Annotated in this window: 18 protein-coding genes; 8 read left to right on the top strand and 10 right to left on the bottom strand. The window is 51.2% G+C overall.

The window, feature by feature from the left end; translation table 11 throughout:
• Nucleotides 1–53: 53 nt before the first annotated feature.
• From BFC18_RS07315 to BFC18_RS07270, 10 genes are all read right to left on the bottom strand, one after another.
• Nucleotides 54–1,100: an AraC family transcriptional regulator gene (locus BFC18_RS07315; protein ID WP_070124805.1), complete on the bottom strand. Its 1,047-nt coding sequence runs from the start codon at nucleotides 1,098–1,100 to the stop codon at nucleotides 54–56.
• 77 nt (nucleotides 1,101–1,177) lie between these two features.
• The gene (locus BFC18_RS07310) at nucleotides 1,178–1,963 is read right to left on the bottom strand and encodes an OmpA family protein (RefSeq protein WP_070124803.1); all 786 of its coding nucleotides are present in this window, start codon (nucleotides 1,961–1,963) and stop codon (nucleotides 1,178–1,180) included.
• Complete coding sequence (locus BFC18_RS07305) at nucleotides 1,960–3,456, bottom strand: hypothetical protein (protein ID WP_211481017.1); 1,497 nt, start codon at nucleotides 3,454–3,456, stop codon at nucleotides 1,960–1,962. The genes BFC18_RS07310 and BFC18_RS07305 overlap by 4 nt, the downstream gene beginning before the upstream one ends.
• On the bottom strand, nucleotides 3,453–4,793 hold the full coding sequence (locus BFC18_RS07300) for an alpha/beta fold hydrolase (protein ID WP_070124800.1): 1,341 nt from the start codon (nucleotides 4,791–4,793) through the stop codon (nucleotides 3,453–3,455). The genes BFC18_RS07305 and BFC18_RS07300 overlap by 4 nt, the downstream gene beginning before the upstream one ends.
• On the bottom strand, nucleotides 4,790–5,722 hold the full coding sequence (locus tag BFC18_RS07295; RefSeq protein ID WP_083272961.1) for a dienelactone hydrolase family protein: 933 nt from the start codon (nucleotides 5,720–5,722) through the stop codon (nucleotides 4,790–4,792). Before BFC18_RS07295 ends, BFC18_RS07300 begins: the two co-directional genes overlap by 4 nt.
• Before the next feature lie 9 nt (nucleotides 5,723–5,731).
• The gene (locus tag BFC18_RS07290) at nucleotides 5,732–7,993 is read right to left on the bottom strand and encodes a TonB-dependent receptor (RefSeq protein WP_070124799.1); all 2,262 of its coding nucleotides are present in this window, start codon (nucleotides 7,991–7,993) and stop codon (nucleotides 5,732–5,734) included.
• A 144-nt stretch (nucleotides 7,994–8,137) separates the two neighbouring features.
• The gene (locus tag BFC18_RS07285) at nucleotides 8,138–9,871 is read right to left on the bottom strand and encodes a CocE/NonD family hydrolase (RefSeq protein WP_070124797.1); all 1,734 of its coding nucleotides are present in this window, start codon (nucleotides 9,869–9,871) and stop codon (nucleotides 8,138–8,140) included.
• Between the two features lie 2 nt (nucleotides 9,872–9,873).
• On the bottom strand, nucleotides 9,874–11,394 hold the full coding sequence (locus BFC18_RS07280) for an alpha/beta hydrolase domain-containing protein (protein WP_070124795.1): 1,521 nt from the start codon (nucleotides 11,392–11,394) through the stop codon (nucleotides 9,874–9,876).
• A 94-nt stretch (nucleotides 11,395–11,488) separates the two neighbouring features.
• Nucleotides 11,489–14,230, bottom strand: coding sequence for a TonB-dependent receptor plug domain-containing protein (locus BFC18_RS07275; protein WP_070124794.1), 2,742 nt, complete (start codon nucleotides 14,228–14,230; stop codon nucleotides 11,489–11,491).
• Between the two features lie 215 nt (nucleotides 14,231–14,445).
• Nucleotides 14,446–14,922 (bottom strand): MarR family winged helix-turn-helix transcriptional regulator, encoded by a 477-nt coding sequence (locus tag BFC18_RS07270; RefSeq protein ID WP_139138970.1) that lies wholly within the window; start codon nucleotides 14,920–14,922, stop codon nucleotides 14,446–14,448.
• Between the two features lie 111 nt (nucleotides 14,923–15,033).
• Between BFC18_RS07270 and BFC18_RS07265 the strand changes: the two genes are divergently transcribed.
• From BFC18_RS07265 to BFC18_RS21400, 8 genes are read left to right on the top strand one after another with little or no spacing between them, the layout of a single operon-like run.
• Nucleotides 15,034–15,543 carry a TRAP transporter small permease gene (locus BFC18_RS07265; protein ID WP_083272959.1) on the top strand — a complete coding sequence of 170 codons (510 nt, stop codon included), beginning with the start codon at nucleotides 15,034–15,036 and terminating at the stop codon, nucleotides 15,541–15,543.
• Nucleotides 15,533–16,837, top strand: coding sequence for a TRAP transporter large permease (locus BFC18_RS07260; protein WP_070124788.1), 1,305 nt, complete (start codon nucleotides 15,533–15,535; stop codon nucleotides 16,835–16,837). The genes BFC18_RS07265 and BFC18_RS07260 overlap by 11 nt, the downstream gene beginning before the upstream one ends.
• Nucleotides 16,838–16,839: 2 nt before the next feature.
• On the top strand, nucleotides 16,840–17,880 hold the full coding sequence (locus tag BFC18_RS07255; protein ID WP_070124786.1) for a TRAP transporter substrate-binding protein: 1,041 nt from the start codon (nucleotides 16,840–16,842) through the stop codon (nucleotides 17,878–17,880).
• On the top strand, nucleotides 17,877–19,043 hold the full coding sequence (locus BFC18_RS07250; RefSeq protein ID WP_070124785.1) for a CaiB/BaiF CoA transferase family protein: 1,167 nt from the start codon (nucleotides 17,877–17,879) through the stop codon (nucleotides 19,041–19,043). Before BFC18_RS07255 ends, BFC18_RS07250 begins: the two co-directional genes overlap by 4 nt.
• A gap of 10 nt (nucleotides 19,044–19,053) precedes the next feature.
• Nucleotides 19,054–20,127, top strand: coding sequence for a CoA transferase (locus BFC18_RS07245; RefSeq protein WP_070124782.1), 1,074 nt, complete (start codon nucleotides 19,054–19,056; stop codon nucleotides 20,125–20,127).
• Complete coding sequence (locus BFC18_RS07240) at nucleotides 20,124–21,296, top strand: CaiB/BaiF CoA transferase family protein (protein ID WP_070124781.1); 1,173 nt, start codon at nucleotides 20,124–20,126, stop codon at nucleotides 21,294–21,296. Before BFC18_RS07245 ends, BFC18_RS07240 begins: the two co-directional genes overlap by 4 nt.
• Nucleotides 21,293–22,546, top strand: coding sequence for a CaiB/BaiF CoA transferase family protein (locus tag BFC18_RS07235; RefSeq protein WP_070124779.1), 1,254 nt, complete (start codon nucleotides 21,293–21,295; stop codon nucleotides 22,544–22,546). Before BFC18_RS07240 ends, BFC18_RS07235 begins: the two co-directional genes overlap by 4 nt.
• Nucleotides 22,546–24,978, top strand: coding sequence for a 2-hydroxyacyl-CoA dehydratase family protein (locus BFC18_RS21400; RefSeq protein WP_083272958.1), 2,433 nt, complete (start codon nucleotides 22,546–22,548; stop codon nucleotides 24,976–24,978). Before BFC18_RS07235 ends, BFC18_RS21400 begins: the two co-directional genes overlap by 1 nt.
• Nucleotides 24,979–25,004: the final 26 nt, after the last annotated feature.

The raw sequence follows: 25,004 nt of genomic DNA, 5'->3' as shown, positions 1-25,004 counted from the left end.
GCTGAATGAACTCATGCACAAAATTGTGTGCAACAAGTTAAGGTAAGTCAGGATTAAGATTCGACATCCCCGCACAATAGCTGCTGACGAAAGTCTCTGGGTGAAAGGCCGGTCCATTGCCTGAATGCCCGGGTGAAAACGGCGGGATCGGAATACCCTACCCGTTCAGCCACTTCGTTAATTTTTAAGCCTTGCTGTCCAAGGAAAAATATAGATTTATCACGCCGGACAATATCTTTTAATTGCTGGAACGAGGTGCCCTCATCTTTAAGTTTGCGGATCAGGGTTCGTCTGGTCATATGCAGTTTATCTGCACATTGTTCTATGGTGCCAGTACCGTCCAACATGGCTTTCCCCAGCATCAACTTAAGTTCAGTGGCCAGACTGTAATCGGCTTTATATTGCCGGAACAGCTCTAAGGGGCAGCGGGACATAAAGGCTTTCAGTGATGATTCACTTTGTTTCACCGGCCTTTCAAGGTAATGAGCAGGAAAAACCAAAGCCAGTTCTTTATGATTGAACTTGTGAACGCCGGGAAACAAGTAATGATATTCACCGATATGGTTGGGAGGCGGATAAGGAAACCGTGTTTCAGTAAGCGGCAGAATATCTGATATCAACCAGGATGCATACCGGTGCCATGCAAGCAGACACATCTCTGCGAACAGGTGTTGATAGTCTCTTTCCGGCGCCTCCTCGTTAACCTTTAATACAGCCTGATCTTTCACAATCTCCAGTGTGACGAAATCATGCAGGGTCACCAGATTATAAAATTTGGCCCCTGTATTCAGCGCTTTGTGCAGAACTGGTTGATGCACAGACACTTTGCCCATCATGGCATATGTGCCCCGTCTGAGCGTCCTGTTGCTCAAACCCATGGTCTCATCGTCGCTTGCATCCCAGACAGCCGTTTGAAAGTCAGCGAGCTTTTCAGTGGGAACACGCTCTGTTGGATTATGAATCACATCTTCATGCAAACCGGCATCGGCAAGCATATCTGTAGCGGGTAAACCGTGCCTGACTGCCACATCATACAATGATGAAATGTAGTGATTTGCACCGGTGCCGTAGTGAGCTCCGGGTTTAACCTGATTTAACATACACCACCGCCTGACAAGTAAAACGTAGATGATGGCACCGGAGTCACTGCCAGAGCCTGCGTAAAGTTCATGTTAACCTAATCAAAGTAAGCATTAATAGTCACCCGCCAGCGCGATGTGGTTACCAGTCCGCTGACCCCGTCTGTTTCGCCGGGCAACAGCTCAGGAGCCATGTTAATCTGCGTTGCCACTGTGTCATCAGGCACACCCAGCCGTAACAGTGACGTCACAATAATATCTGCTCTGTCCTGTGCTATCTGTTCTTTTTCCCGAAGCTCGTGACCGGAAACCGTAATCCCGTGTGTATCAGCAAAACCGGTGATAACCACCCGCGATGGCTTAGCCTGCAAAATCCAGTAGGCAGCTTCATCCAGCTGATAGTCACCAAACTGATAGCTCAGAAATGACTTATTGTAATTGAAAAAAACGTGAAACTGTTTGTCTTCGAACGGGCCGGTAAGGGGCGCTCTGTCTACGCTGAGGGGCTTTACAATGTTTGCCGGACGCACGAAGGGATTACCCGGATAACCTTCCGCCGGTAAACGGTATTGAGGGCAAGGTTCAGAAAGAATGGACACCCGCACCGGATTTAACACCTTTCCACCACAGGCATCTGCATTATCTGTTATTTGTCCCTGCACCAGCACGGCGTAGTTCCAGTCCGGTTTTACCGGCGAAGCGCTGATATCAAACCGGCTCCCCGATTCAGGAGCGTCCGCCAGCCAGCAGCCGGACTTCTTACCGGCTCTTGCGTCCCGATACACAGGACAACTGACAAACTCAACGATATCTGTCGCAGCCTGAACAGCAGAAACCGTCATCAAAGCCAACAAGCCGGATACGGCTACCTGAACCTTTCTCATAGCGAATTCATCAGGTTTATTAAGTCCTGACGCTCCTGTTCGGTAAAGTTTATCTGGTACCGGCGATCGTAGTAATCAACAAGGTCGCCCATTGTCTTTGCTGAACCATTCGAAAAATAGGGCGCTCTGGCCGCCAGACCACGCATGGATTGCAATGTAATTTTACCGGTGTCGGCACAACGCCCTGTTACAAGTCCGAACCCCGGATCCTGGGTCAGAAATGACCTGCCGTAGTGAGGATGGGGATCGCCTTTACAGGTAACGCGGAACAGCGGCAATTCAGGTGCTGGTTCAGCAAAAGGTTTGGTGGTGGTGCCAATGTCGACTTGCCCCGGTGCAACGTCATTGCCCATCTGACTCATGTTGTGACAGAACACACAGCTGTTCAGCACCGGATTACCAAACCCCATTGGTGAGTTAATACCGGCACTGTCACTGATTAAAAACATTTTTTCACGAAACAGCCGCGCACCTCTGGCGATGGATGCCCGCTTGTCAGCCTGTTCCGGCGTAACACCGGTGCTTTTCTGCTCCTCCCAGGGCTCAAACTCACTCCAAACTGCCCGACCGATACTGCCCAGTTGTCCTGGCTTTGAATCCCGGAGAAGTTCGGGGCCACCAAATGCACCGTCATCCAGCTTTCCGGCATCATTATCTTCTACCTGAGCGGCATAAATGCTGAGTATGAATCCCTCAATTTTTTCCACCTGTTCATTCGTCAGTGCCGCTAACATTTCCAGATGGGTACCCGACGCATCCTGCATCTGCGCTTTTAAATTCACACTGCGGTTATCTGACATGATGTTGCCGGATAGGAACTCACCACTGATTTCATCCCTCGGCAGCGCCACGCCCTGTTTAGGATCGTAGGCAAAACCAACGGCAGTGAGATACTTCAGATTCGCCACCGGACGCGGCCTGCGGTAAACAGAAATGGAGGGTTCAGCAGCATCGGGACCGTATTTCTGCGAGCTGTTACAGCCCCAGGGATCCCGCACAACCTCAATGTCGAAATCCGGTGTGACTTCTTTGCCATAGCGGGGCGCCGGCGGCCAGGGCATCTGGATCCTGAAAAGCCCTCTGTCCAGCAACAGAGAGTGAGAAGCTTTCTCTTTTTGCGGCATATCCGGGCAATTAGAGCCATCCCATGCAGCAAAGATGGGATCGCGGCCCTGTGTACCGCTCCAGACATCCTGAATGGTTTTCACCGACAGGCTCAAACCGTCTGACGGTTGATGACAACTAATGCAGGCACGTCCGTTTTCACTGAGAGCCTGAAAAAAAGGATGCTCACTCATTTCAACAAGCTGACCTTCTGCCAGCACTTTCACCTTACCACTGGCATTGCTGTGGGTTTGTGATTGTTTAAACGTGCCGCTTTCACCGGGCTTAATCCATCCTTCGGGGTAAGTCACTTCTGCCGCAATAGTCGATACAGATAACATGGTCAGAAGCGACGCCTGCATCAGGGCATTCAAACAGAAAACTTTCATTGATGATCTCCGCTTATAGTCAGTGACTGACAGGCTTGCCGATTCTCCGTGCACCAGCGTGGCAGAGGCAGCACAACTGCATCTGTAAACGCAATTCCCGGCGCACGGGCGGGCGATTGCCATGTTCCGCTTTCAAGCCGGTTTTCAAGTGTTTCCACACTCGTCAGCAATTCTTCCGGCGTAAACGTGCAGTGGCCCGCTCTTTCCACCCAAAGCGCGGAAGATAATCCGGGATCTGACTCACTTTTGAGTAGTTGCAAATAGTTGGTTTGCAGTGACGGCGATGTCATACCATCGCCCGTAGTATGCATGGCAAGCATTGGTTTGGTGATGGCGCCGTCAGGCGTAAAGTTATCGGCCATATAAGCAACAGCACCGGGCACTGAAGCAATCCGTTGCGCCTTTTCAAGTGTGCGCAGATCATCATTCAGTGACAAACCAGCCTTTTGGTATACCGCTTCCACCAATGATTTTCTGCCACTGGCATCGAGTAAAGCACGGTAGTCAATGTCAGTATTGGAGGAAAATGACCCACCGGCCCGACGTTCCTGATCACCACGGGGTAAAAACAGCCCCATTTTTACTGCCGCCATCATATGCTGTGCAATGGCATCCGGTGTTTCAGGTGCTTCAGAACCGGGAATGGTCCAGTCAGGTAATCCGCCAAGCACTCCGGCAAGCACTGCGCGGGCCTGCCAGCGGGGATCCTGTTGATTACCTTCCATGGTGGTAATCAAACGCCCCACTGTTTCGCGGTCATCCCCTCCGCCTGTCAGCGGAATATCTTCACCGGGAAACAACAGGCGGGTAAACACAAACGCCCCGTCCAGCGCAGTATCCATCATAGGCAACGCACCGTAGCTGGATGCGCACAGGCTGATGGTTCCATCGACCTGGTCAGCATGCCGCTGGGCAATGGCTGAGGTGATCAAGCCCCCCATAGATGATCCCCAGGCAATGACCCGTTCAGGTGTCCCTGCATCATTTCTGAATTGCTGAAGAGCAAGCAACTGGCTGGGGATAGCCTTTTCGACACTCCATCCCGCTTCGGGGTATTGCGATGCGGCAAGCGCATAACCGTTTGCCAGTAACACTGCGTCAGACTGTTTTGGCGCAACATCAGGCAATCCAGCTTTGCGACCATAGCCATGTCCGTAGAGCAATAACGTTCCATTCCAGTTATCAGGCACCTTCGCCTGCCACAAAGCGCCGTCTTCCAGCGTTCCACTAAATGTTTGCTCTGATTTTACCGGCGCGGATACGCATCCGACTGCGCCCACGCCAGCCAGCAGCGTAAGCAGGCAGTACAGAACTGATGGCTTAGCGATATTTTTCATAAATGCTTCCGCTGAACCTGCCAGTCCATGTCAGTACACAACACGCAATCTTCGCCTGCAAACCACTGTTTAGCAGACTCGTCGCCTTTAAGTAGCCAGTCGAGCCAGGCGATGGCGACTTTACTGTAGGAGCCACCGTCAGGTACACCAAAGGTACCGCCGTGTCCTACGCCATTTTCAGCGAAAAAGACGGGAACATGCTCTAAACGGTTAAAATCATCCAGAGCATTAAAATAGGCCACGTCATCCGGTCCGCCGTTCACATAGGCGATGGGCGTGTGCACTTTTTCCAGCATGGATTTTTGTACTCTAAGTGCAGTACTCTGCACTTTGAGCGGCTCATTAATGACACCGCTATTAAACAGGATCACGCCATCAAGTCGCTCATCCGTTGCCACTTCCAGCGCCTGGAGTCCGCCGCAACTATGCCCCATGACGACGACCTTCGACGGGTCGAAACGCTGATAAAATTCGTCATTCTTATCTGCTGCAAACCCTTCCGCCAGATTCAGACTGTTGATGATTTGCTCGACGGTAGTTTTATCTGCAGAGCCCACAGGGGTTGAGCGTGCTTCAGGCTCATGCTTCGCGTTGGCTTTTGCCCTCGCCTCTTCCAGAAAAGTGGGCCGCTCTTCCCTCGCCGGACCTGCTGCGATAACAAAATAGCCATGGGAAGCTACTTCTTTTAAGAAGCGGGCATAACGCAGGCCATTGTCCCGACAGCCCCCGTTTGCCCAGAGCATTACTGGCACAGGTTGTTGTGGCCAGGATTGCGGGTAATACAGCGTGGTATCAGGCATATCATCACGAACCGCAGCAACAGCCGGTTGCGAGCCGGAGCCTCCGGCCGGCGAGACAACACCGGCGGTGGCAAAAGTGGTAATCCCTGACAGACAAAGTAACGTTAACGCATTCACTATTTTGCTCATGGTTGCCCCTTAAAAGTTATAACGCACTTTTACACCCACCTGACGGGGTGCACCCAGGTTATAAACACCCACGCCGTCGGTATCACCGGTGGCTCGGCTTATGTACGTTTCGTCGGTAAGATTCTGCACGTACAGATCAGCCCGCCAGCCCGAATCGCTCTCGTACGCCACGTTCGCTTCCCAAATTGTCCGGGACGGGGTCAACTGATGGTCGAGATGGAAAAATGAGGTGTAGAACTCAGACTGATAGCTCATTCTCAGCGATGGCAGAATAACGCCGGACTCCGTCTCCCATCCCAGATACTCAAGGCCCCAGCTCAATGAACGTTCAGGCAGAAAATCAATACTCTCTCCACTGAGGTTAAGCGACAAATCGGTAGCAGGATTTTCACCGTCGTAAGCACCGGCGGGTAGTACATACTCCAGATCTCCGTACTCGCCCTTATTGAAAGCCATAGAAATATCCCAGCGAATATCAGCATGAATGCCAGACAACTGTGCCTCTATACCCGCAATCGTTGAACCGTCAACATTGCGCGTCACAGATTCCTGCGGGCTGTCAGGTGGCGCGAAGGTACGCTGAAAATTGTCGTAATCCATATGGAAAAGCGAAACCGACAATTGGGTCTGTTCATCGAAAATACCGCCTTTCCAGCCGATCTCTTTGTTCAGTACATACTCTGAATCGTAATCGGGGCCAAATGGTGACGTACCGCCGGGCTTATAACCCCGTCCAATGGTGCCGTAGAGCATACTGTCGTCAGACAAATGCCAGTTAGCAACCACTCTTCCGGTAAGTGCACTGAAATCAAACAACTGATTTTGCGGGAACGGGCGGCCTGATGTTGCGTTATAAGAACCAGCGCCCGGGGTAATATAAGAATCTTCGGCAAAACCGACTTCATCGCGGTTGTAACGAAGGCCGAATTTTACTTCCACATCAGGGGTAAACTGGTAAGCAACCTCACCAAAAACAGCTTTGTTTTTACGCACGTTGTGCAGATACATAAACAATCTGGTGTGGGACTCTAAATCCAGTGACGTACCAGGGTAGCTTTCATTATTGTAACGGAGCAGATTCAGATTATTCTTCTGATCATAATCGATAATGCTCAGGCCGGTCGTCCACTGAAATGGCCCTTCACCGGTTGAAACAAGGGTCATTTCACCGGTCCAGTATTCGTCAAATATTCGGAAATCACGGCCGGTCTGCGGTTCGTCCGTTATTGTAAGGTACGAGCCATAATCACCGTCAGTGCGGATATCCTGAGTACTGTCAAAATAAGAGAAGTTAGTCAGTAATTTCACGCCTTCAGAGAACTGCCAGTCGGTAGTAAACGTGGTCCGGTTGTAACGCACACTGCGGTGGCCATCCAGGTCGTAATTCAGATCCCACACGCCGGTATCAGGCAGGCGGGTATTACCTTTTTCAGGAAAACGTTGGGTCGCTACGCCATCAGATTCATTACGGCTTTCCTCATATATCAACCGCATTTCAAGATTTTCATCCGGTGAATACAGCAACTGATACCGACCCATAGACCGGTCGAGATTTCCGGGCTGGTCTTTTATCAATAATGCGTCAGCCTCAGGATCAGGGCCATGATTAGTGAAGAAGCTGTCGCGGCTTTCAACATTGCCGGAGATCCGCATTGCCAGACTATCAGACAATGGGAAAGTCAAACCGCCACTGTATTTAGTCAGGTTGTAGCTGCCTTTCTCAGCTGCCGCAAAACCTTCTGTTTCACCCAGTACCGGCTTTTTAGAATTGATAAAGATTGCGCCGCCACTGGCGTTCTGGCCTGAATAAGTCCCCTGTGGACCGCGTAAAACTTCAATACTGCCTAAATCAAAAAAGGCATCGCCATAAACAAACTCCCGGGCCACATAAGCACCGTCAAGATGCACAGCTACACCGTTTGTCTGATTCGGTGCGCTTTCAGAAATACCCACGCCACGAATATTGATGTATTTGGTATTGCCGTTGTCGGTGAAGACAAGGTTTGGTACCTGCGCCTGCAACCGCTCCATATCAGTAATGTTCTTATTTTCCAGCGCTTCACCGGAAAACCCGATGACGGACATAGGCATATCGGATTCGCTGACGGAACGACGCTCAGCAGTGATGAGTACCTTCTCTATGTCTTCATCCCGATTTTTTCGTTTTTCATCATTATTTTCCTGTGCGTAAACAGAAAAGCTGGTAGTCAGTGCGGCTAACACTGCGATTGCATGTTTCGTTTTGAAAAATTGCGCCGTATTGCAGGTCATTTTTGTTTGTCCTTTCCACAATTTGTAAAATCAACGAAATAGATGTTAATGAAATGCTACAGATTCATTAATGGCAGAAAGTGACTAAATTTTTGATAAATAGTGCCAGCATGGATTTATTGCATACTGACACAAGTTATAAAGCTAGTTGCCCGCAACCGGCAGCATCAACACAGCCGTACCTGATGACGGGCTGGTTAATCTGATTGTTTGCGCATGACCAGCATCATCCCGCAGTCTTTCACGATAATCCGATCCCGTGAAGGTTACCTGGATTTTATGGTTTGCGGCAAAAACCCGGGAAGTCGGCATCATCGCAAATGTCAGCTCTACCGGTTCGTTTGCGGTCAGTAACAGCTGATCTTCCTTGTACCAGCGATGCCAGGGCGTGCCCTCCGGCATCAGCCACGGAGCACTGTCTGTCTTGCGCATAGAGGCTTTCAGCCGACCTTCTGTGATAACAGTAACGGACCCGTCCGGTGCAACATCCTCAAGATAAGCAAACAAATTTGCGTCGTTCCGATTCGTCGAGAGATTAACTGTAACCTTGGGATGGCCAGTGACTTCTATGGCATGAAGAAGTGGCTCAGAGGTAATATGAATCCCCTCCTCATGAATACTGCAGGGCTGGGAACGGGAACTTATTTTTTCACCCGGGCAATTTTGTTCAAACTTCACATCAAACTGCTGATCCAAAGTGCCTCCAGCCTGACTATCCGTCTTCAAACCGGAATCTGTCATGGCAAAAGCCTTAAAGTCGACGCCTTCCACCGGCCAGGTTGATGATGATGCCCAGTGACCATTTTCACTCCCCTCCATCACAAAGTAATGTAGAGGCGGCTCCTGATTTAGTCCGGTTTCCAAACCTTTTAAGTGGGTATCGAAAAAACGGTGGATCTCATCCAGCAAGGGAAAATCATCGTTCCGGCAGTGTTGCCAGGGACCAAAGATGGCTCTTGAACCCGGCACATTCAGCAGGGTAATCAACCCCTGATCCCGCAGTTCATCAAACCACCCGCCCATGATATAAAGCGGGATCCCTGAACGGGCTACCTGGTCTTTGTAATCGGCCACACTGCCCTCAGACCAGAAACGACTTCCCATGGTTTTTGACCAGCTGTCGCGAAATGGCAATTCAGACCACATCTGAAGTAACGGGGTCGCCAGTTGATGTTCTTGTGCTGCTTGTTCTAGCAGTTTCTTGTCTTCATCACCGTCAACCGGTGGAATAGCCATGTCGTCTTCAATTGTTCTGGCAGGCCCGGTTCCCCATTGTGCGAAGATTGCCCCCCGGCGAAAAGCATCAAATTTATGCCATGAGAAGCAACCGGCAAAAACTGCTTTAAGCGCAGGCGGTTGCACGGACATCGCGTGCATAGCCGCATCTCCGGTGTTAGAACATCCGTAAACCCCTACATTACCGTCAGACCAGGGTTGCTCAGCCAGCCATTGGGTCATTTCATACGCATCAAACGCCTCATTTCGATCGTGATAGCCACGCATCACGCCAAAGGATTGACCGTTTCCGCGTCGTGCTACCTGCACGACCACATAGCCGTGTTTTGCCAGAGTCGGAATAGCATGCAATGCACTGATGAAACCTCCGGTTCCGTCGCGGGCTTCCCTGGATATGGACAGCGTGTGGTGCCAGATAACCGGGAATTTCCCGTCAACCGGTTTACCGTTTTTCGCCGGTCTGACTACCGATATTGCCAGCTTCACACCATCCCGCATGGTCACATAAGATGATGCCTCGGTGGTTTCTTCATAGGCCGGTGCCGGTTGATAATCCGCAAACCCGCTGGCTACGCTCAGTGTTGAGAACGCGATAAGTGCCGGCACAAAAATTTTAAGCCAGTTTTTACTCAGGTATTTCATGCTTATTCTCCTTTACCAGCAAAAGCGTCAGTTGCCAGATCCGCCATCTTGTTTTTCAACATTTTTGCATCGCTTTCTAACACCCAGCGTTCCCGCACCATGGCATCAAGGTAGTCGTGATACGCCTTGAGATAGTTGTCCTTGTTGCCATACATGGCCTGCAATTGCTGTGATGAAAAATTCTTTCTAAGCATGGCCGGACGACCGTTTCGCTGACATTGAGGTTCTGCGTCTGTGGTATAGCTCGCCAGGGGAACGGCGAACTCTGCTACCGGCATTCCGCCCAACGGATTTTGATGATGATCCCGAAGCACCTGTCCGTTTTCATCTAACACTAGTTCCTGTGCGTGGGGCGGCAACTGGACATTCACAATCCATTCGCGAAGATTTGACAGCGCAGCACGGGCATAGGGACCTTGCGGAATATCGCTGAGCGGATACTGGCATTCAGCCAGTGCATCGGCTTCTTTTGGATACCCTTTCCGGTAAAGCTGAATGAGCTGACCACGGTTAAACCGGTCACCTCCCTGATCCATTAAAAGTTGATCGCCATGAATGACGGCCCCGATTTCATACAACCGGTGAGCCCCCGGATTTTTGTTACTGTCAGCAACCTGCGGACCATCTCCTTCTCCCACTTCAAATTCAGTGAGAAACTCGATAACCGGGACGTTCACAGGACGCAGGTCCCGAACCGGATTATCCATGCCATCCTTGTCAATATCTGCGTTAAGGGGAAGTACACCAAGTCCGTTCCAGCGCGACGAGATCCCTACCAGATAACCGTCAAACAATGGTTTTTCCGCGCTGATAGCAAATTTTTCATGAAATCCATAATTGACATAGGTACGCCAGAAGCTGCCGGTAAATGACCATCCACCAGCTATAGCGACGTCCGGCAGCGCACCATTAAACGGGTTGGCGACATGGGCAGTACGGAAATAATGAACCGCGTCAGAAATGACCTGATAGCGGATCCCGTCATCTGCTGGCCATTGTAATGCTTTATAACGCTCAGGATCATACCATTTGGCAATGTCGCTTTGCGCAGTGGGAAACTCACCTTGTGCAGTCAGTTCCCGTTGACGGGGATCGTTACCGCTGCCTACTGACACATAGGCATCGCCACTGTCGATAATAAAATGCTGCATAGCCACCCAGTGAGACGTATTACCTTTAGACGGATGTTCAGGCTCCACGTGCAATACGCCTGAAAAAGTCGCCATATCCTCAGGCCGGCGGACAACGACACGGGTCACATAGGGCAAGTCTTTATTATGCACAACCAGGCTGCCATCTTTGTAATCAAAGGAGCTGGCTGTGCCGCTGACAAAATACTCTTCTTCTACATAACCGTATTCAGCCAGGTTGACAGATACCGGCGAGCCTTTTACCTCCGCGGCATTATAAATTTCGCGCTCCCCTGCCGGGATTTTCTTAACATGCTCAATGTCCGCTACGGCCTCTTTCCCGCCAGCCAGCAGCAACAGCGCGCAAAACCATGCAATACGTGAATACGTCATATTCATTCCTTGTTGATAATAAGAAGAAAGACAGGATGAAAAATAGAGAGTGCCGGCAAAAGCCGGCACAACTGACGCTTTTTCAGCGTTTTCATCAGAAGCTCTTAGAAAGGGAGAGTGAGATGAGTCGTCCTACAGGACTGCCTACCTGCGGGTCGAAACCGCCACCACCATTATTTGATGGGGCGATGTCGGCGTAAGGCGGATCTTCGTCGGTAATATTGTTAATAAACAGCCCTACCTTGAGGTCCTCGCCAATGCCGCTCAGCCCGCCACTGAAGATGTAAGACGCAGCAAAATCCAGCGTAGTCAGTGAGCTGATATCCTCACCGGTAAGGGTATTGTTGTAACTGTTCGTGTAGTTCGCGAACAGGGTCAAATCCCAGTAATCCCGTTGCCAGTTAATACTGCCCCGCATACGTAAACTAACCGGATAATCCAGATTGTTTACCTGATCGATGGATTCAGCCGTGGCAGTTTGCGCAACACGATAATAATCAAACCAGGTGCCGAGCAGACCAAACCTGAAATCACCACTGTCAGTTTCCATAGGTACCGACATAGAAAAATCCAGCCCCCGGGCTTCTGTGCTTCCCAGGTTATTATTCCGGCCATCTACGAACACCATGGTATTTTCGGCTTCGGCAACACTGCCACTTCGCACGTTAATACCACCAGCAAGGAGCTCAGCGGTTCTAGCCTGTGCTGCAGCGCCCCGCAGAATGATGGAAGAAAACACATCTTCCTGACGCAGAATATTCAGATTCGATAACTGCCCGCCAATTTGTCCTTCATAAGTGACATCGAACAGGTTGACAGAGAACCGGGCACCTTTATAACTTGATGGCGTGTAATCAACACCCACCGACCAGGTTTCTGCTGTTTCCGGCACCAGATCGTCGTTACCACCTGATAAGGTAGCGCCCCGGATAGTCTGATTAATCGTCGGGTCAAAATAGTTCTGGATGTAGAGATTACTGCCACCGGCACTGGTTAACTGAGTCAGTAACGGCGCGCGGAAAGATTCACCATAGCTGGCATGAATCGCTACATCTTCCACTGGCTGCCAGTCGATACCAATCTTGGGGTTTTCAGTCCGGCCAACATCGCTGTAGTCATCGATTCGACCAGCGATGTCCAGCACCAGACTGTAAATACCTGGCATCGCATTACCGTCACCAACAATAGGAATGTACAGCTCTGCAAAACCTGAAGTGATGTCGCGGTTTCTGGGGTCAAAATTATATGGGCGCTCACCGTCAGCGCCACGGACCTGACCAGTCCAGAGCTCCATTTCATAATAACCCAGGCCGGCAGCCAGCTTCACATCTCCACCTGGCAGCGACATCAGCGGACCGTCAACCTTCATACCAAAATCTTTCACTTTGGTTTGTGCAACGGTGTCGATAGCGTAGTTAAAAATACTGTCGATGACTGTTTGGCTGTTTTCAGATGTGCCAAATGGGTTGTACGCTGTAGAAGGATCTGAACTGGCAAGTGCAGTGCGCAAGGCGCCACTATTGACGTTACCGCCACGATTAAACGCCTGGTCATCATTCTGGCCCATGGTGGCGTGTACATTCAGCAACCAGTCTGCAGGTAAAGTAATGTCGAGACCGGCCGTCAATTGCCAGGTTTGTGTATCGAATGTCGTAACCGCCGGAGACCCATAGGCTTCGGCAAAACTGTAATCGATACTTTCACACCCTGTACCAGAAGGCAGACCCAGGCTGCCGGAACATGGCTCCAGCGCCACCCCTGCAGGGGAAATAAAGAAAGCATTCGTTTCCGGTACCGAAATCCGCGCATCATAGGGTTCGGAGTAGCGTTTGCCATCGCGCTGATAAACCAGTGCATCAACGAATAAGGTCACCTTATCGCTTAGATCCTGATTCAGTGTCATGACGGCGCTGTGAATAGTTTGTTCGGGCATCAGATCGGTGGTTGCCGACATGTTATCGCAAAGATTTTGCGTACCTTCCACCAGATTATCTGCCGTTGCACCACCTTGCGGAATAGCATAACTGTTTCCGTTGAGGTAAATGTTGCCAGGATTACAACTACTAACCCGGTAATCGGCACCGCCCATTCCGGTTAAGTCAGCCCGGTAATAATCGCGATCGCCGCCAAAAATATTGCTGCGATAAGATCGCTGCGCAGAAACGGTTACCTGACCGGAATTCCAGGCTTTACCGGTGATCAGACTCAGTTGGTGTTCATCGTAGTCTGCCCCCACCCCATATTGTCCTTCAACCTGCACACCTTCAAACCCGCGACGTAATATCAGGTTAGCCACGCCGGCAACCGCATCTGAGCCGTAAACGGCCGAAGCACCGTCTGCAATGACTTCAATACGTTTTAAACCGATGGTCGGAATCGACGAAGGATCAACGGTTGCCCCCAGAGTACCCTGAGGCACCGCACGTCGCCCATTGATTAATGTGAGTGTTGCATAAGGGCCTATACCACGAATGTTGATGGCATTCCCGTACACAATATTACCCGCACCGCCGCTTCCGCTTCGGGACGTATCATTGACCCCCAGACTGAATATCTGCGGTGTTTCACGCAGCAGGTTCATGGTATTGATAGTGGCGGAACGATCGATATCATCCCGCCCGACTTCGATAAGTGAAGAACCTACCGGTGCAGCGCCGCGGATACTGGTTCCGGTAGACGTTACAACGATGACTTCCGGTTCTTCTGCTGCTGCATTGCTTTGAGCAGCTTGATCTGATGTGGCCTGAACATTCTCCTGCGCGAATACAGATGCACAGCTAAGTGATCCCATTAACGCAATCATTGAAGAGTACGTGGCTAAACGGTTAACAAACATTGACTTGCCTCCTGACAAATTGAGCATCGCCTAGTGCTAATTTGCGATTGGTCAACGGATTCACCGCATTCGGAATCTTTTAATTAACGTTATCTGATTCACGAATGGAAACCGGCACGACCGCTGCTTCCGCAATTTCTTTGTCTAGTAAACGGCAATATAGTTTGGAATGTCAACCATTATGTTAAAAAATTTAAAACAACTCTGTAACTCAACTATAACACCTCGTACATTCTGTCGAGTAGCGCTTTCAATAAACTAAGTTCACTGGGGCTCAGTTGTTTTAATGCTGCTGATTCAGTTTTCGCCATAATTTCATACAGTTCGTTGAGGAAGATCTGACCTTCATCCGTCACGAAAAGTGCATGTCTTCTGCGATCTGTCTTGGATTTTTCCCGTTTCGCCAAGCCTCGTTTTTCAAGTTCATCAATAACCTGAACAAACGTTGATTTATCAAGGCCCACAGCAGCCGAAAGCTCATTTTGAGATATGCCCGGATTGGATGAAATTAATGACAGTGAACTGAATAATCCAGAGCGTAAATTATATTTCCGTGTAGCTGATGCAAAGTCCTTTGACAACAGGTTCTGAACACGACGTAACCGGAAGCCAATGAACTCTCCCAACCGTCCCATTTCTATTTCTTTCTGATTGACCACGCTTTCTTTTCTCTCTAACTTATTAAAGAACAACTTATTAACATAATAGTTGATAAACCAAACTATTTAATTTATAAATTATCCACCTAACGTAACTTTGATACTGTCGATGTTAGCATTTTTTATTCTCCGGAGAACCAATCGATGAAGTCAGCGCAGGAAAGGCATGCAGGGCCAAGGGAACTCTCCCCCGTCAGCTCCGTAATTGAAAAGATATTTGTACTGACAGGCGCAACTGGCCTCATTGTCATGATGCTTGCAGATACCATTGCTGTAGCAGGGCGGCATATTGGTTTACCGTTTTTAGGTGCCATTGAAATTGTGCAGGCTGCCATTGTATTAATGGCAACCGGTGCGCTAGTCATGGCCACCATGAATAACGAACACGCCACTATCAAAATTCTGACCAGCAGACTGTCTTCGCCTGGTCAGCAAATCGCTGCACGCTTTTCCGCTCTGGTTTGTTTTCTGTTTCTGGCACTTTTGGCCGTTGCCGGATTTTGGATAGCCATTGAAACAATAGGCGAGTCTGAACGTTCAGAACTACTGCACATTCCTTACTTCTGGTTACGTCTTATTGGCTTTAGCGGCATTTGTGTTGCTTCAGCCTGCTTTCTGAAGCAAGTGTTTAAAGGTCGCCATCATGAGTCCTGAGTTAACAGGTCTCCTTGGCCTGATATGCCTGTTCGTCGCTTTGACGGTGGGGATCCCTATTGGCGTGAGCCTGGGTATTGTCGGCTTTGGCGGGTTAATGCTGTTACTGTCCCCTGAAGCGGCAGTCATCAAAACCGGTGTTATTTTCTTCGAAGTTATTTCTAAGTACGAACTCGGCGTTCTTCCTCTTTTCCTGCTGCTGGCACATTTGTGTTTCAGTGCAGGTGCAAGCAGGGATTTCTTCGATGTCGCCGCAAGATTCATGGGGCACAGACGGGGTGGTCTGGCCGTCGCATCCATTGCTGGTTGCGCCGGTTTCGGAGCGGTCAGCGGCTCAAGTCTGGCAACAGTGGCTACCGTTGGTTCAGCGGCCATGCCCGAAATGCGAAAAGCCGGATACCAGAATCAGCTTGCCACCGGCTCACTGGCTGCCGGCGGCACACTGGGCGCACTGATCCCACCATCAGGGGCGCTGATCGTGTTTGGCATCATTGCCGAGCAGTCCATAGGCACCCTGTTCGCCGCTGCGATTATTCCGGGGATCACCCAGGCTATCTTTTATATCGCAACGGTCATGATCCTTTGCACCCTGAATCCGTCACTGGGACCACGAAGCCCAAGAGTGAGCTGGCCACACAGAATTGCTGGCCTGAAAAAAATCGGTGATATCGCTCTGCTCATCCTGTTTGTTATCGGCGGCATGATGATAGGTTTATTCACCCCATCGGAAGCCGCCTCGGTGGGCGTGGCGCTTACGCTGGTGCTGTGCTATTTCCGCGGCGTGCTGTCTCTGGCGCTGTTTAAAGAAGCCCTGCGTAAAACACTACTGACCTCAGGAATGATTTATCTGATTATCATTGGTGCGATTATTTTTGGCACATTTATAAGTGTAACGGGCCTCGCCACCATGCTTGCCGAAGTCATCCGTTCGGTGGATGCCAGTCCGGTTGTCGCCATTATAGTCATGGCAATCATCCTGCTGGCTCTGGGGTCCTTTCTGGATGGTCTGGCATTAATGCTCCTGACCACGCCTATATTTTTACCCATTATTCTGGAACTGGGTTATAGCCCCATCTGGTTTGGTATTTTCCTGGTCCGTGCAATGGAAACCGGTTTTATCTTACCGCCACTGGGCCTGAACGCCTATGTGTTACAGGGGATAGTGAAAGATATCCCGATAACCACCATTTTCCGCGGTATCGTGCCTTTTCTGGTTGCTGACGTCTGCCACCTCAGCCTGATCATCACGTTGCCGGCACTGGCACTGTGGCTTCCATCGGTCACGGGGGTCTGAACATGAAGTACCTGCTTGTTTTCGTTTTGCTGCCACTTTGTTTTGCCTGCTCTGATGCACACAAGACTGATGTCCGCACACTGACTTACGCCAGCCCGTATCCTCCCGGTCACCCGTTCAGTCAGGCCGATATTGCATGGATGGAAAGCATTGAAGAAGCCTCGGAAGGAAGAATTGTTTTTGATGCCTTCTGGTCAGGTTCTTTGTTGTCGTCAGATATGAGCATGATGGAGATCAGGCATGGCGTAGCGGATATCGGCCTGATTACACCGATTTATGCCAGAGGTGGCACCCATGTGCTACGTACGCAGGCCGGCTTCTACGGCGGCATTGCAAGTATCGATGATCAGGTTGCACTGTATAAATGCCTGGCAGCGTCATTTCCGTCGTTCAACCGCGAACTGGAAGGTTTAAAAGTGCTGGCCATTCAGGGCGGCAACTTCCCCACACTGATTACACGTAACACGCCGGTAAACAGCCTGGATGATTTCAGCGGGCTGCGCCTGCGGGTGCAAAGTGAGGCGGTTGCGCTGCTGAAAGAACTCGGCGCAGACCCGGTAAACATACCAATGGGTGAAGTTTACCCCGCTCTTGCCAAAGGCATCATTGACGGCGTTGTTGCCCCTGCAGACACCATCTACAGCATGCACTTCGCTGAAGTTGCACAGCACATCACACCGGTGAAGTTCAGCCGGGGAGCATACCCGGCCAGAGCCATGTCTGAAAAAGTATGGCAAAGCCTGCCTGCAGATATACAGCGTATTTTTGAAGAAGAACAGGCGACCTGGGAACAGAACCTGAAAGTCTACCTGCAGGAAGCAGAACAGAAGGGACTGGATTTCGCCCGAGACAACAAAATGACCTTTCATTCTTTCAGCCAGCAAGACCAGCAGCAATTCGACCAGCTATACAACCAGATGGCCCGGAAGGAGGCCATTGGGCTGAATGAATTCAATGTCGATGGTGAAGCCATTTTTCAAAAGGCTCAGGACCTTATTCAGGCCGGGTCTCCTATTCAATGTAATTCAGGAGCGCCGCAATGACGTTACCTTTAAGAGATATTAAAATTGCTGATTTTTCCTGGGTGGGTGCAGGGCCCAGAGCCACAAAAGATCTGGCAGACCTGGGCGCGGAAGTGATCAAAATTGAGTCCCGGAAAAGACTTGATCTAGGACGGATGAGCCCGCCGTTTGCCGGGGGCAAACGGGATATCGATGCATCGGCCTTCTTTGCCATTACCAATACCAGTAAACAAAGTGTTGCCATTAATCTGGCGGAGCCCGCCGGGGTAGACATGGCCAAAAAGCTGGTTGCCCGTGCCGATGTCGTTGTCGAAAATTTCAGTGCAGGATTCATGGAGCGGATCGGCCTGTCCTTTGAAGAACTTAAAGCCATTAAGCCGGATATTATTTTAATCAGCGTCAGTGTTGCCGGACGCACCGGCCCGCTGGGTAAAATAAGGGGCTACGGTAATTCTGCAGCGGCATTGTCGGGGCTGGCAAGTATGTCGGGCTGGCCAGACCGCGCTCCACACATGCCTCCCTTTGCTTACGGCGATGTGGTTGCCCCGATGTTCGCAACCGTAGCGACACTGGCAGCACTGGAACACAAACGTAAAACCGGACGCGGTCAGCACATTGATATCAGTCAGGTTGAGCCCCTTATTCATACTCTGGCAGACAGCTACGCTGCCATTCAGAAAGGCAAACCGGCAAAGCAGGCCAATGCCTCGTCGTCAGCACTACTTCAGGATGTTTTTTCCTGTCGCGGCAAGGATCAATATGTTGCGGTTACTCTTTCCACACAACAGCAATTGCTTGCTGCTGCGGATCTGCTGGATATTGCACAGACAAAAGACCTGTCTCCCGAAACGGTTAGAGACGCGCTGTCCTGCTACTGCCAAACCGCTGACAAACATGCCGTGGCAAAACGCTTCAAACAGGCAGGAATCGCCGCAGAGGCCGTTGCAGACGGTCGCGATGTATACACCGACGAAGCCCTGCAACACGGACATTACCGCTGGATCAACCATGCCAAACTTGGCCTGTGTGACATGCCAGCGCCGCCTTTACGCTTCTCTGTATCCTCTGACCGCGTAACTGCTCCCCCTTGCCTTGGTGAGCATTTACAGGAGGTGTTTGTTTCCATGCTGGGAGAGGACCCCGCGCATATCAGTAAGCTGGTTGACGCCGGCATACTGGCATAAGGAGTGTGTCATGTTATCTCATGTAAAAGTTATCGATTTAACTTCTCATCTTGGTGCTTTCAGTGGCCGCATGCTGGCAGAACTGGGCGCCACGGTGATTAAAGCGGAGCCTGAGTCCGGCGATCCGCTCAGAGAAGATCCGGAGGCATTCACCGCATGGAATCACGGTAAACGCTCGGTTGTTGCTCCGCCTTACACATCTGCATTTTCTGCGCTGATGGCAGAGGCTGACATTGTTATCCGTACCACTGGCATTCCTCACCGGTATTTACAAGACCTCAAGCCGGATATCATTGATGTGGTCATCAGTGGGTTCATGCCCGGCAGCGAAACCCTGTCAGAGCCGGTTTCAGATTTCACGCTGATGGCGCGCAGCGGTTTAATGACCATCGTCGGTGATCCGGACCGCCCGCCTATGACATTGCCCGGCGAACAGGCATATGCCCTTGGCGCGATTCAGGCGGTTACCGGCGCACTGACAGCATTGCATGAACGGGCACTGACCGGCAAAGGCCAGTTAGTCGAAGTATCTGCTTTTCAGTCAGCCGTACTGGCCAACTACCGTGAACCGCTCACCTGGGCGTGGACCGGAAAAACCGGTAACCGTACCGGCAACCTTCTGATTCGGGGTAAATCCGGTGTCAGGCAGGTATGGGCGTGCAATGACGGCTTCATTACCTGGGCACTGGTAGATAATCCGGCAATGATGAAAAGTTTTATCCGCGTCATGGGCGACCATGCAGGCGAGCTTGCTGAAATCCGCTGGGAAGACATTCTGGTTGCCGATATGCCACAAACGCAACTGGAAAGCTGGGAAAGCCACATCGCTGGTTTTTTCATGCTGCATGACAAAGCCACGCTGGCCGCCTGGTCTGCTGAAAACGGACTTGGTCTGTCGCAAATCGATACGCCCGATGATTGCTTAACCAGCAGTCAGCATGCTGCCCGCGAACTCTGGGTGAATATTGACGATGTTAAATACCCCGGGCCTCTCTGGGCGTCATCGGAAAGCACAACGCCATCAGCAAGGCGGGCTCCCGCACTGGACGAAGACCGGCTGGCTTTTTTAGGAGGCCGGATATGACCACACCATTGAACGGCATTCGCGTCGTGGACTTCAGTAAGTTCCTGCCCGGCCCGTATTGCACCTGGATGCTGGCCGATCTTGGCGCAGAAATCATCCGGATCGAGAATCCCCGCGAAGTGGCAAAGCAAAAGAAGGTATTTGGCTGGGATAAATTAACTGACGATGAAAATGCACAGTTAAGGGCTAAAGACATCCTCACCCGTGGCAAGCAGTCTGTTCTGCTGAATCCAGGAACCGCTTCAGCGAAAGAAGCCATCTTCAAATTGATTAAACAAGCGGACGTACTGGTCGAGGACTACCGTCCGGGTGTTATGGAGTCCATGGGCTATGGCTACGAAGTGCTAAAAACCATTAACCCCAAACTCATATATTGCTCTGTAACCTTATGCGGACAAACCGGGCCGTACGCAAATAAGCCCGGGCATGATCCCATCGCTCTTGCCACAGCCGGTGCGCTTTCAAGAATGGGCGGGAACGCTACAGCACCGGATTTTCCAGGCGTACCTGTGGCAGATCTGCTCAGCGGTTCAAACGCGGTCATTGGCGTACTGGCAGCATTGCTGGCAAGGCAGACTACCGGAAAAGGCCAGCAGGTAGACATTGCCATGAGTGACGCGTCGTTAGCGCTCATCATCAATGTGCTCTCACGCGCACCGGATCTGAACTCCCTGCCCGCAAAAGGCATGCACCGTGCAGACAGCGGCATCTGGCGGACGGCAGATGATAAGTGGCTTGTCACGACCGACATGGAACCCCGCTACTGGAAGCAGTTCTGCGAAGCCATCGGCTTACAGGCTCTGGCAGATGAGCAGATGAATAAAGCACGGTGGCCTGACATGAAAGCCGAAATTGCCAGCGTGATGGCCACCAGGACTCAGGCGCAGTGGTGCCGCATTTTCGAACAGGCCGGCACCCAGTTTTCGCCAGTACTGACCATCCCTGAAGCACTTGAAAATGAACACAATCTCGCAAGGGAAATGATTATCAACCAGTCTGCACCCGACGGTACGCCGGTTATTCACGTAGGGGCGCCGGTAAAGCTGTCTGACACCCCGGCAAAGCCGGGCTTTCCCGGCCGCACTGCCGGTTCAGACACGCAACAGATTTTGATGTCGCTGGGATACAGCAAAAGCGACACCGACCAGATTATAAAGGAACAACTATGACAACCAGCACAGCATTAAAAACGCGTCCTCTGGAAGGCTTACGCGTAATTGATTTAACCCGCGCTCTGGCAGGTCCGTACGCAACATTGCTGCTAGCCGGACTTGGCGCAGAAGTGATCAAAATTGAAGATCCCAAACATGGCGATCTGGCTCGTGAGAATAGCCCCTATGTAGGTAAAAACGGCGTTGTCATTGAAAAACAACACGATGACGATGTATCGGTATCTCACCTGACCCGTGCACGGGGCAAATACGGCATTTCGCTGGATTTAAAGAAACCCGGTGCACAGGATGTATTTCTGGATCTGGTAAAAACCGCCGATATCGTGGTCGAAAACTTCACCTCCGGTACAGCAGACCGGTTGGGCGTTGGCTACGAAGCATCGAAAGCAGTAAATCCCGGGGTTATTTACTGTTCGCTGAGCGGTTTCGGCGCCACCTCTAAAGAAGGTGGCAAGGCCATGGATATCATTATTCAGGCCTTAAGTGGTGCCATGTACGCCAGTGGCGCGGTGAACGAGCCACCGGTACGCATTGGTATTCCCATTGCAGATATGCTGGCACCGGTGTTCTCGGTGATCGGTATTCTTTCAGCCCTTGAGCAACGACATAAAACCGGTGAGGGTCAACACATCGATGTTTCTATGCTGGGTGCCCTTACCTCGTTTGTTGCCATTGAAAACTGGGCAGCAATGGAGGCGGCAGGCATGCAGGCCCGCACCGGCCTCACCGTTCAGCGACTGTCGCCTTTTGGTGTGTTTGAATGTGAGGATGGCTATATTGCACTGGTGGCCGTGCATGAAAAGCTGGCCCGCGGACTGTTCCGTGCTATGGAAAATGAAAAGCTGGGTGAAGATCCCCGCTACAGTAATCGTGACGCAAGAGTCGCCAATGCCAACACACTGGAAGCCCTGATCACAGCATGGACATCTCAGTTACCGGTAAGTGAAGTGGTGAGTCGCCTTGAAGCCCAGGGCGTGCCCGTTGCACCGGTACGCCACCCGGAAGAAGCCATGAATGATCCGCGGGTCGCGTCAAGGAATGAGACCAATCCGGTCGCCCACCCCAAATACGGCACGGTAGATAATTTCCACACCGCTGGCATTCCCATTTTGTTCTCAGGTGCCAGCACAGGCTTTGATGATGTGTTGCCAGTGCATATTGGTGAGCACAATGAGAAAGTGCTGACTGAAATGCTGGGCTATTCGCAGGAGCAAATGCAGTCTCTGATGGAAACAGGAGTGATTTAATGGCTAATTTGCAGGGCTTCCCGTTTGCCATCACTCCGGCATACGCCGGTGATGTTGCAAAACGCTATGTCAGCGAGGGCAAGAAGGTTATACGCGTGCTGGGTAGTGATGCCCCCTATGAACTGATCCGCGCTGCAGGTTTATGTCCGGTACGATTAGTTTCAGATGATAATTTACCCACCCCTGATGCCGATGCATTAGTGGGCACGGCGAATATGTCGCAAAGTGGCCGGTCGTTACTGCAACAAATATTCAACGATAAAGACGCCCTGCCTCTGTTGCTGACGCATTGCGATTATGAAACGCCCCAATTATTCGCCACCTTGCGTCAGCTTTTTAACGATGAAGAGCTGCCGGCAAGACACATTCATTTTTATGATCATCTTCATCAGATGCGCGAAAGCTCTGCGAAATATAACCTCACGCGGGCTGCACAGTTACACACCTGGCTTGCAGATATGTCGGCAATTTCAGGTAACAAAGCTTCCGCACAAAAGCTGGCATTTGATACTGAGATTCAGGAGCAGCAGCGAACGGTGCTAGGTGAGCTGTTAAAAAAACGCAACGATTTTAACCCCCGGATCAGTGGAAGCCAGTTCCACCACTGTATGGCAGCCACCATGGTTTATACACCCCACGAGTGGTGTAAACGGGCGGCGTCATTACTGGCAGATATTGAATCAGGCCGTGCAGCAGAACTGGAGGATAAAACTAAAGAGCGCGTCATTATCGCCGGTTTACCCCAACTTAATGACCGGTGCTACCGCGAACTTGAAGCGGCCGGCATTCATATTGTCGGAGACTGGCAGGACTGGGGCGACAAACGTGTTGCAGAGCCGGTGCTGTCAGATGACTGGCAAACCAGGGTTGCTGATCCCGCCAGGACCTGTCCGGACTATCTAATTCCTGCCCTCACCCGGGCGCAGTTTATTGCCGGCCAGATTTCTGCGGTGAAAGCCCGTGGTGTGATTTATCTCACAGCGAAAGGTGATGAAGCATCTCAATGGGATGCCGGATTTATCAGTGGCTACTTATCCCAACACGGCATTGATACCGGAATCTGGGAGACTGGCAGCTCTTTTCCGGGCACAGATACATTATTCGCCGTTAAACAGCACAGTCGTGCAGCATCAGCCGGGGAGCGTGCGGCAAAAGACGCAGCATCGCCCCGGAAACCCCGCCCCAAACCGGAACGCAGTAAGAAAGCACTGGCATCTGTAGCCGATTTTGGCACTTATCAGCGGGAATGGTTTCAGTCTGTCAGATCAAGCGCTGAGGAAGGGGCACCATTTGGTGTGGTGAATGCCAATTCCCCTCAGGAAATGCTAAGAGCCATGGGCCTGCCATTTGTGGTGAATCAGTGGTGGGCGTCTATTGTTGCAGCCAAGCAGCAATCTAAACGGTACGCATCGCTACTGAAAGCGAATAAGTATCCCGGCAATGTGGAAGCCTACAGTGCGCAGGGTATTGCCGCGTACTTTGACAAAGAGCCGGAGCAGGCTCCCTGGGGAGGTCTGCCACAACCACAGTTTCTGCAGACTGTTCTTGGCAGTGACGCCACCCCCAGAATTTTTGATCACTGGGCACGGGAGACCGGCGCCAATCTGTTTATGTTTGAGCGCACGGTGGAATGCCGGAATGACTTATATGAAGACTGGTGGAATAAGCTACCGAATGACTGGAAAACGGAACTGGAACCGGAAAGGGTCGCGTTGCTGACGTCTGAGCTGAAAGACGCTATAGCGGCTCTGGAAGCGCATACCGGTGAGACCTTCGACATGCAGGCGTTTACCCGCATTATGACGCTGGTTAACGAACAGGAAGAGTACTACCGCAAGACCCGTGATCTGCTTGCCAGTACCTGTCCTGTGCCGGTAAGTGTGGTTGATACTATGCCCGCAACCATGGTGCCCCAGTGGCACCGGGGCACTGAATGGGCCCGTGATGCCGCTAAAGCGTTTTACGAAGAAGTGAAAGCAAAAGTGGATCTGGGAGAATCTGTTTGCAGCAATGAAAAACTGCGGCTTATGTGGGTAGGCAGAGGCTTGTGGAGCAATATGCAGTTCTATCAGCGCTGGCAGGAAAGTCATGGTGCCGTGTTTGTATGGAGCATGTATCTTGCGCTGGCGGCAGACGGATATATTCGCGAGTTCTCCGGTGAAGACGATGCGCTGGAAGCATTGGCCGCACGATTTGTTACCATGGGGGATGAACTGAGAATGCCCACCTGGGCCGGCGCCTGGCACGTAAAAGAAGCCCGCACTCACCACATTAACGGAGCGGTGGCGTTATCTGATGCCGATCCTTTTGTGCTGCGTGCACTGCGTAAAGCGGGGATCCCGGTATTATCGTTGCCGCTGGATAACTTCGACAGCAATCACGGTCCGGACAGCTTTGACGAGGAGATCAGTGCCTTTCTGGCATCACTCTGAACCTGTTTTAATCAGGAGCAAAAACA

This window comes from Alteromonas confluentis (assembly GCF_001757105.1).
In the GTDB taxonomy this organism is placed as follows: domain Bacteria; phylum Pseudomonadota; class Gammaproteobacteria; order Enterobacterales; family Alteromonadaceae; genus Alteromonas; species Alteromonas confluentis.
The sequence above is the reverse complement of the archived record's forward strand: the minus strand, read 5'-3'. Positions and strand labels throughout refer to the sequence as shown.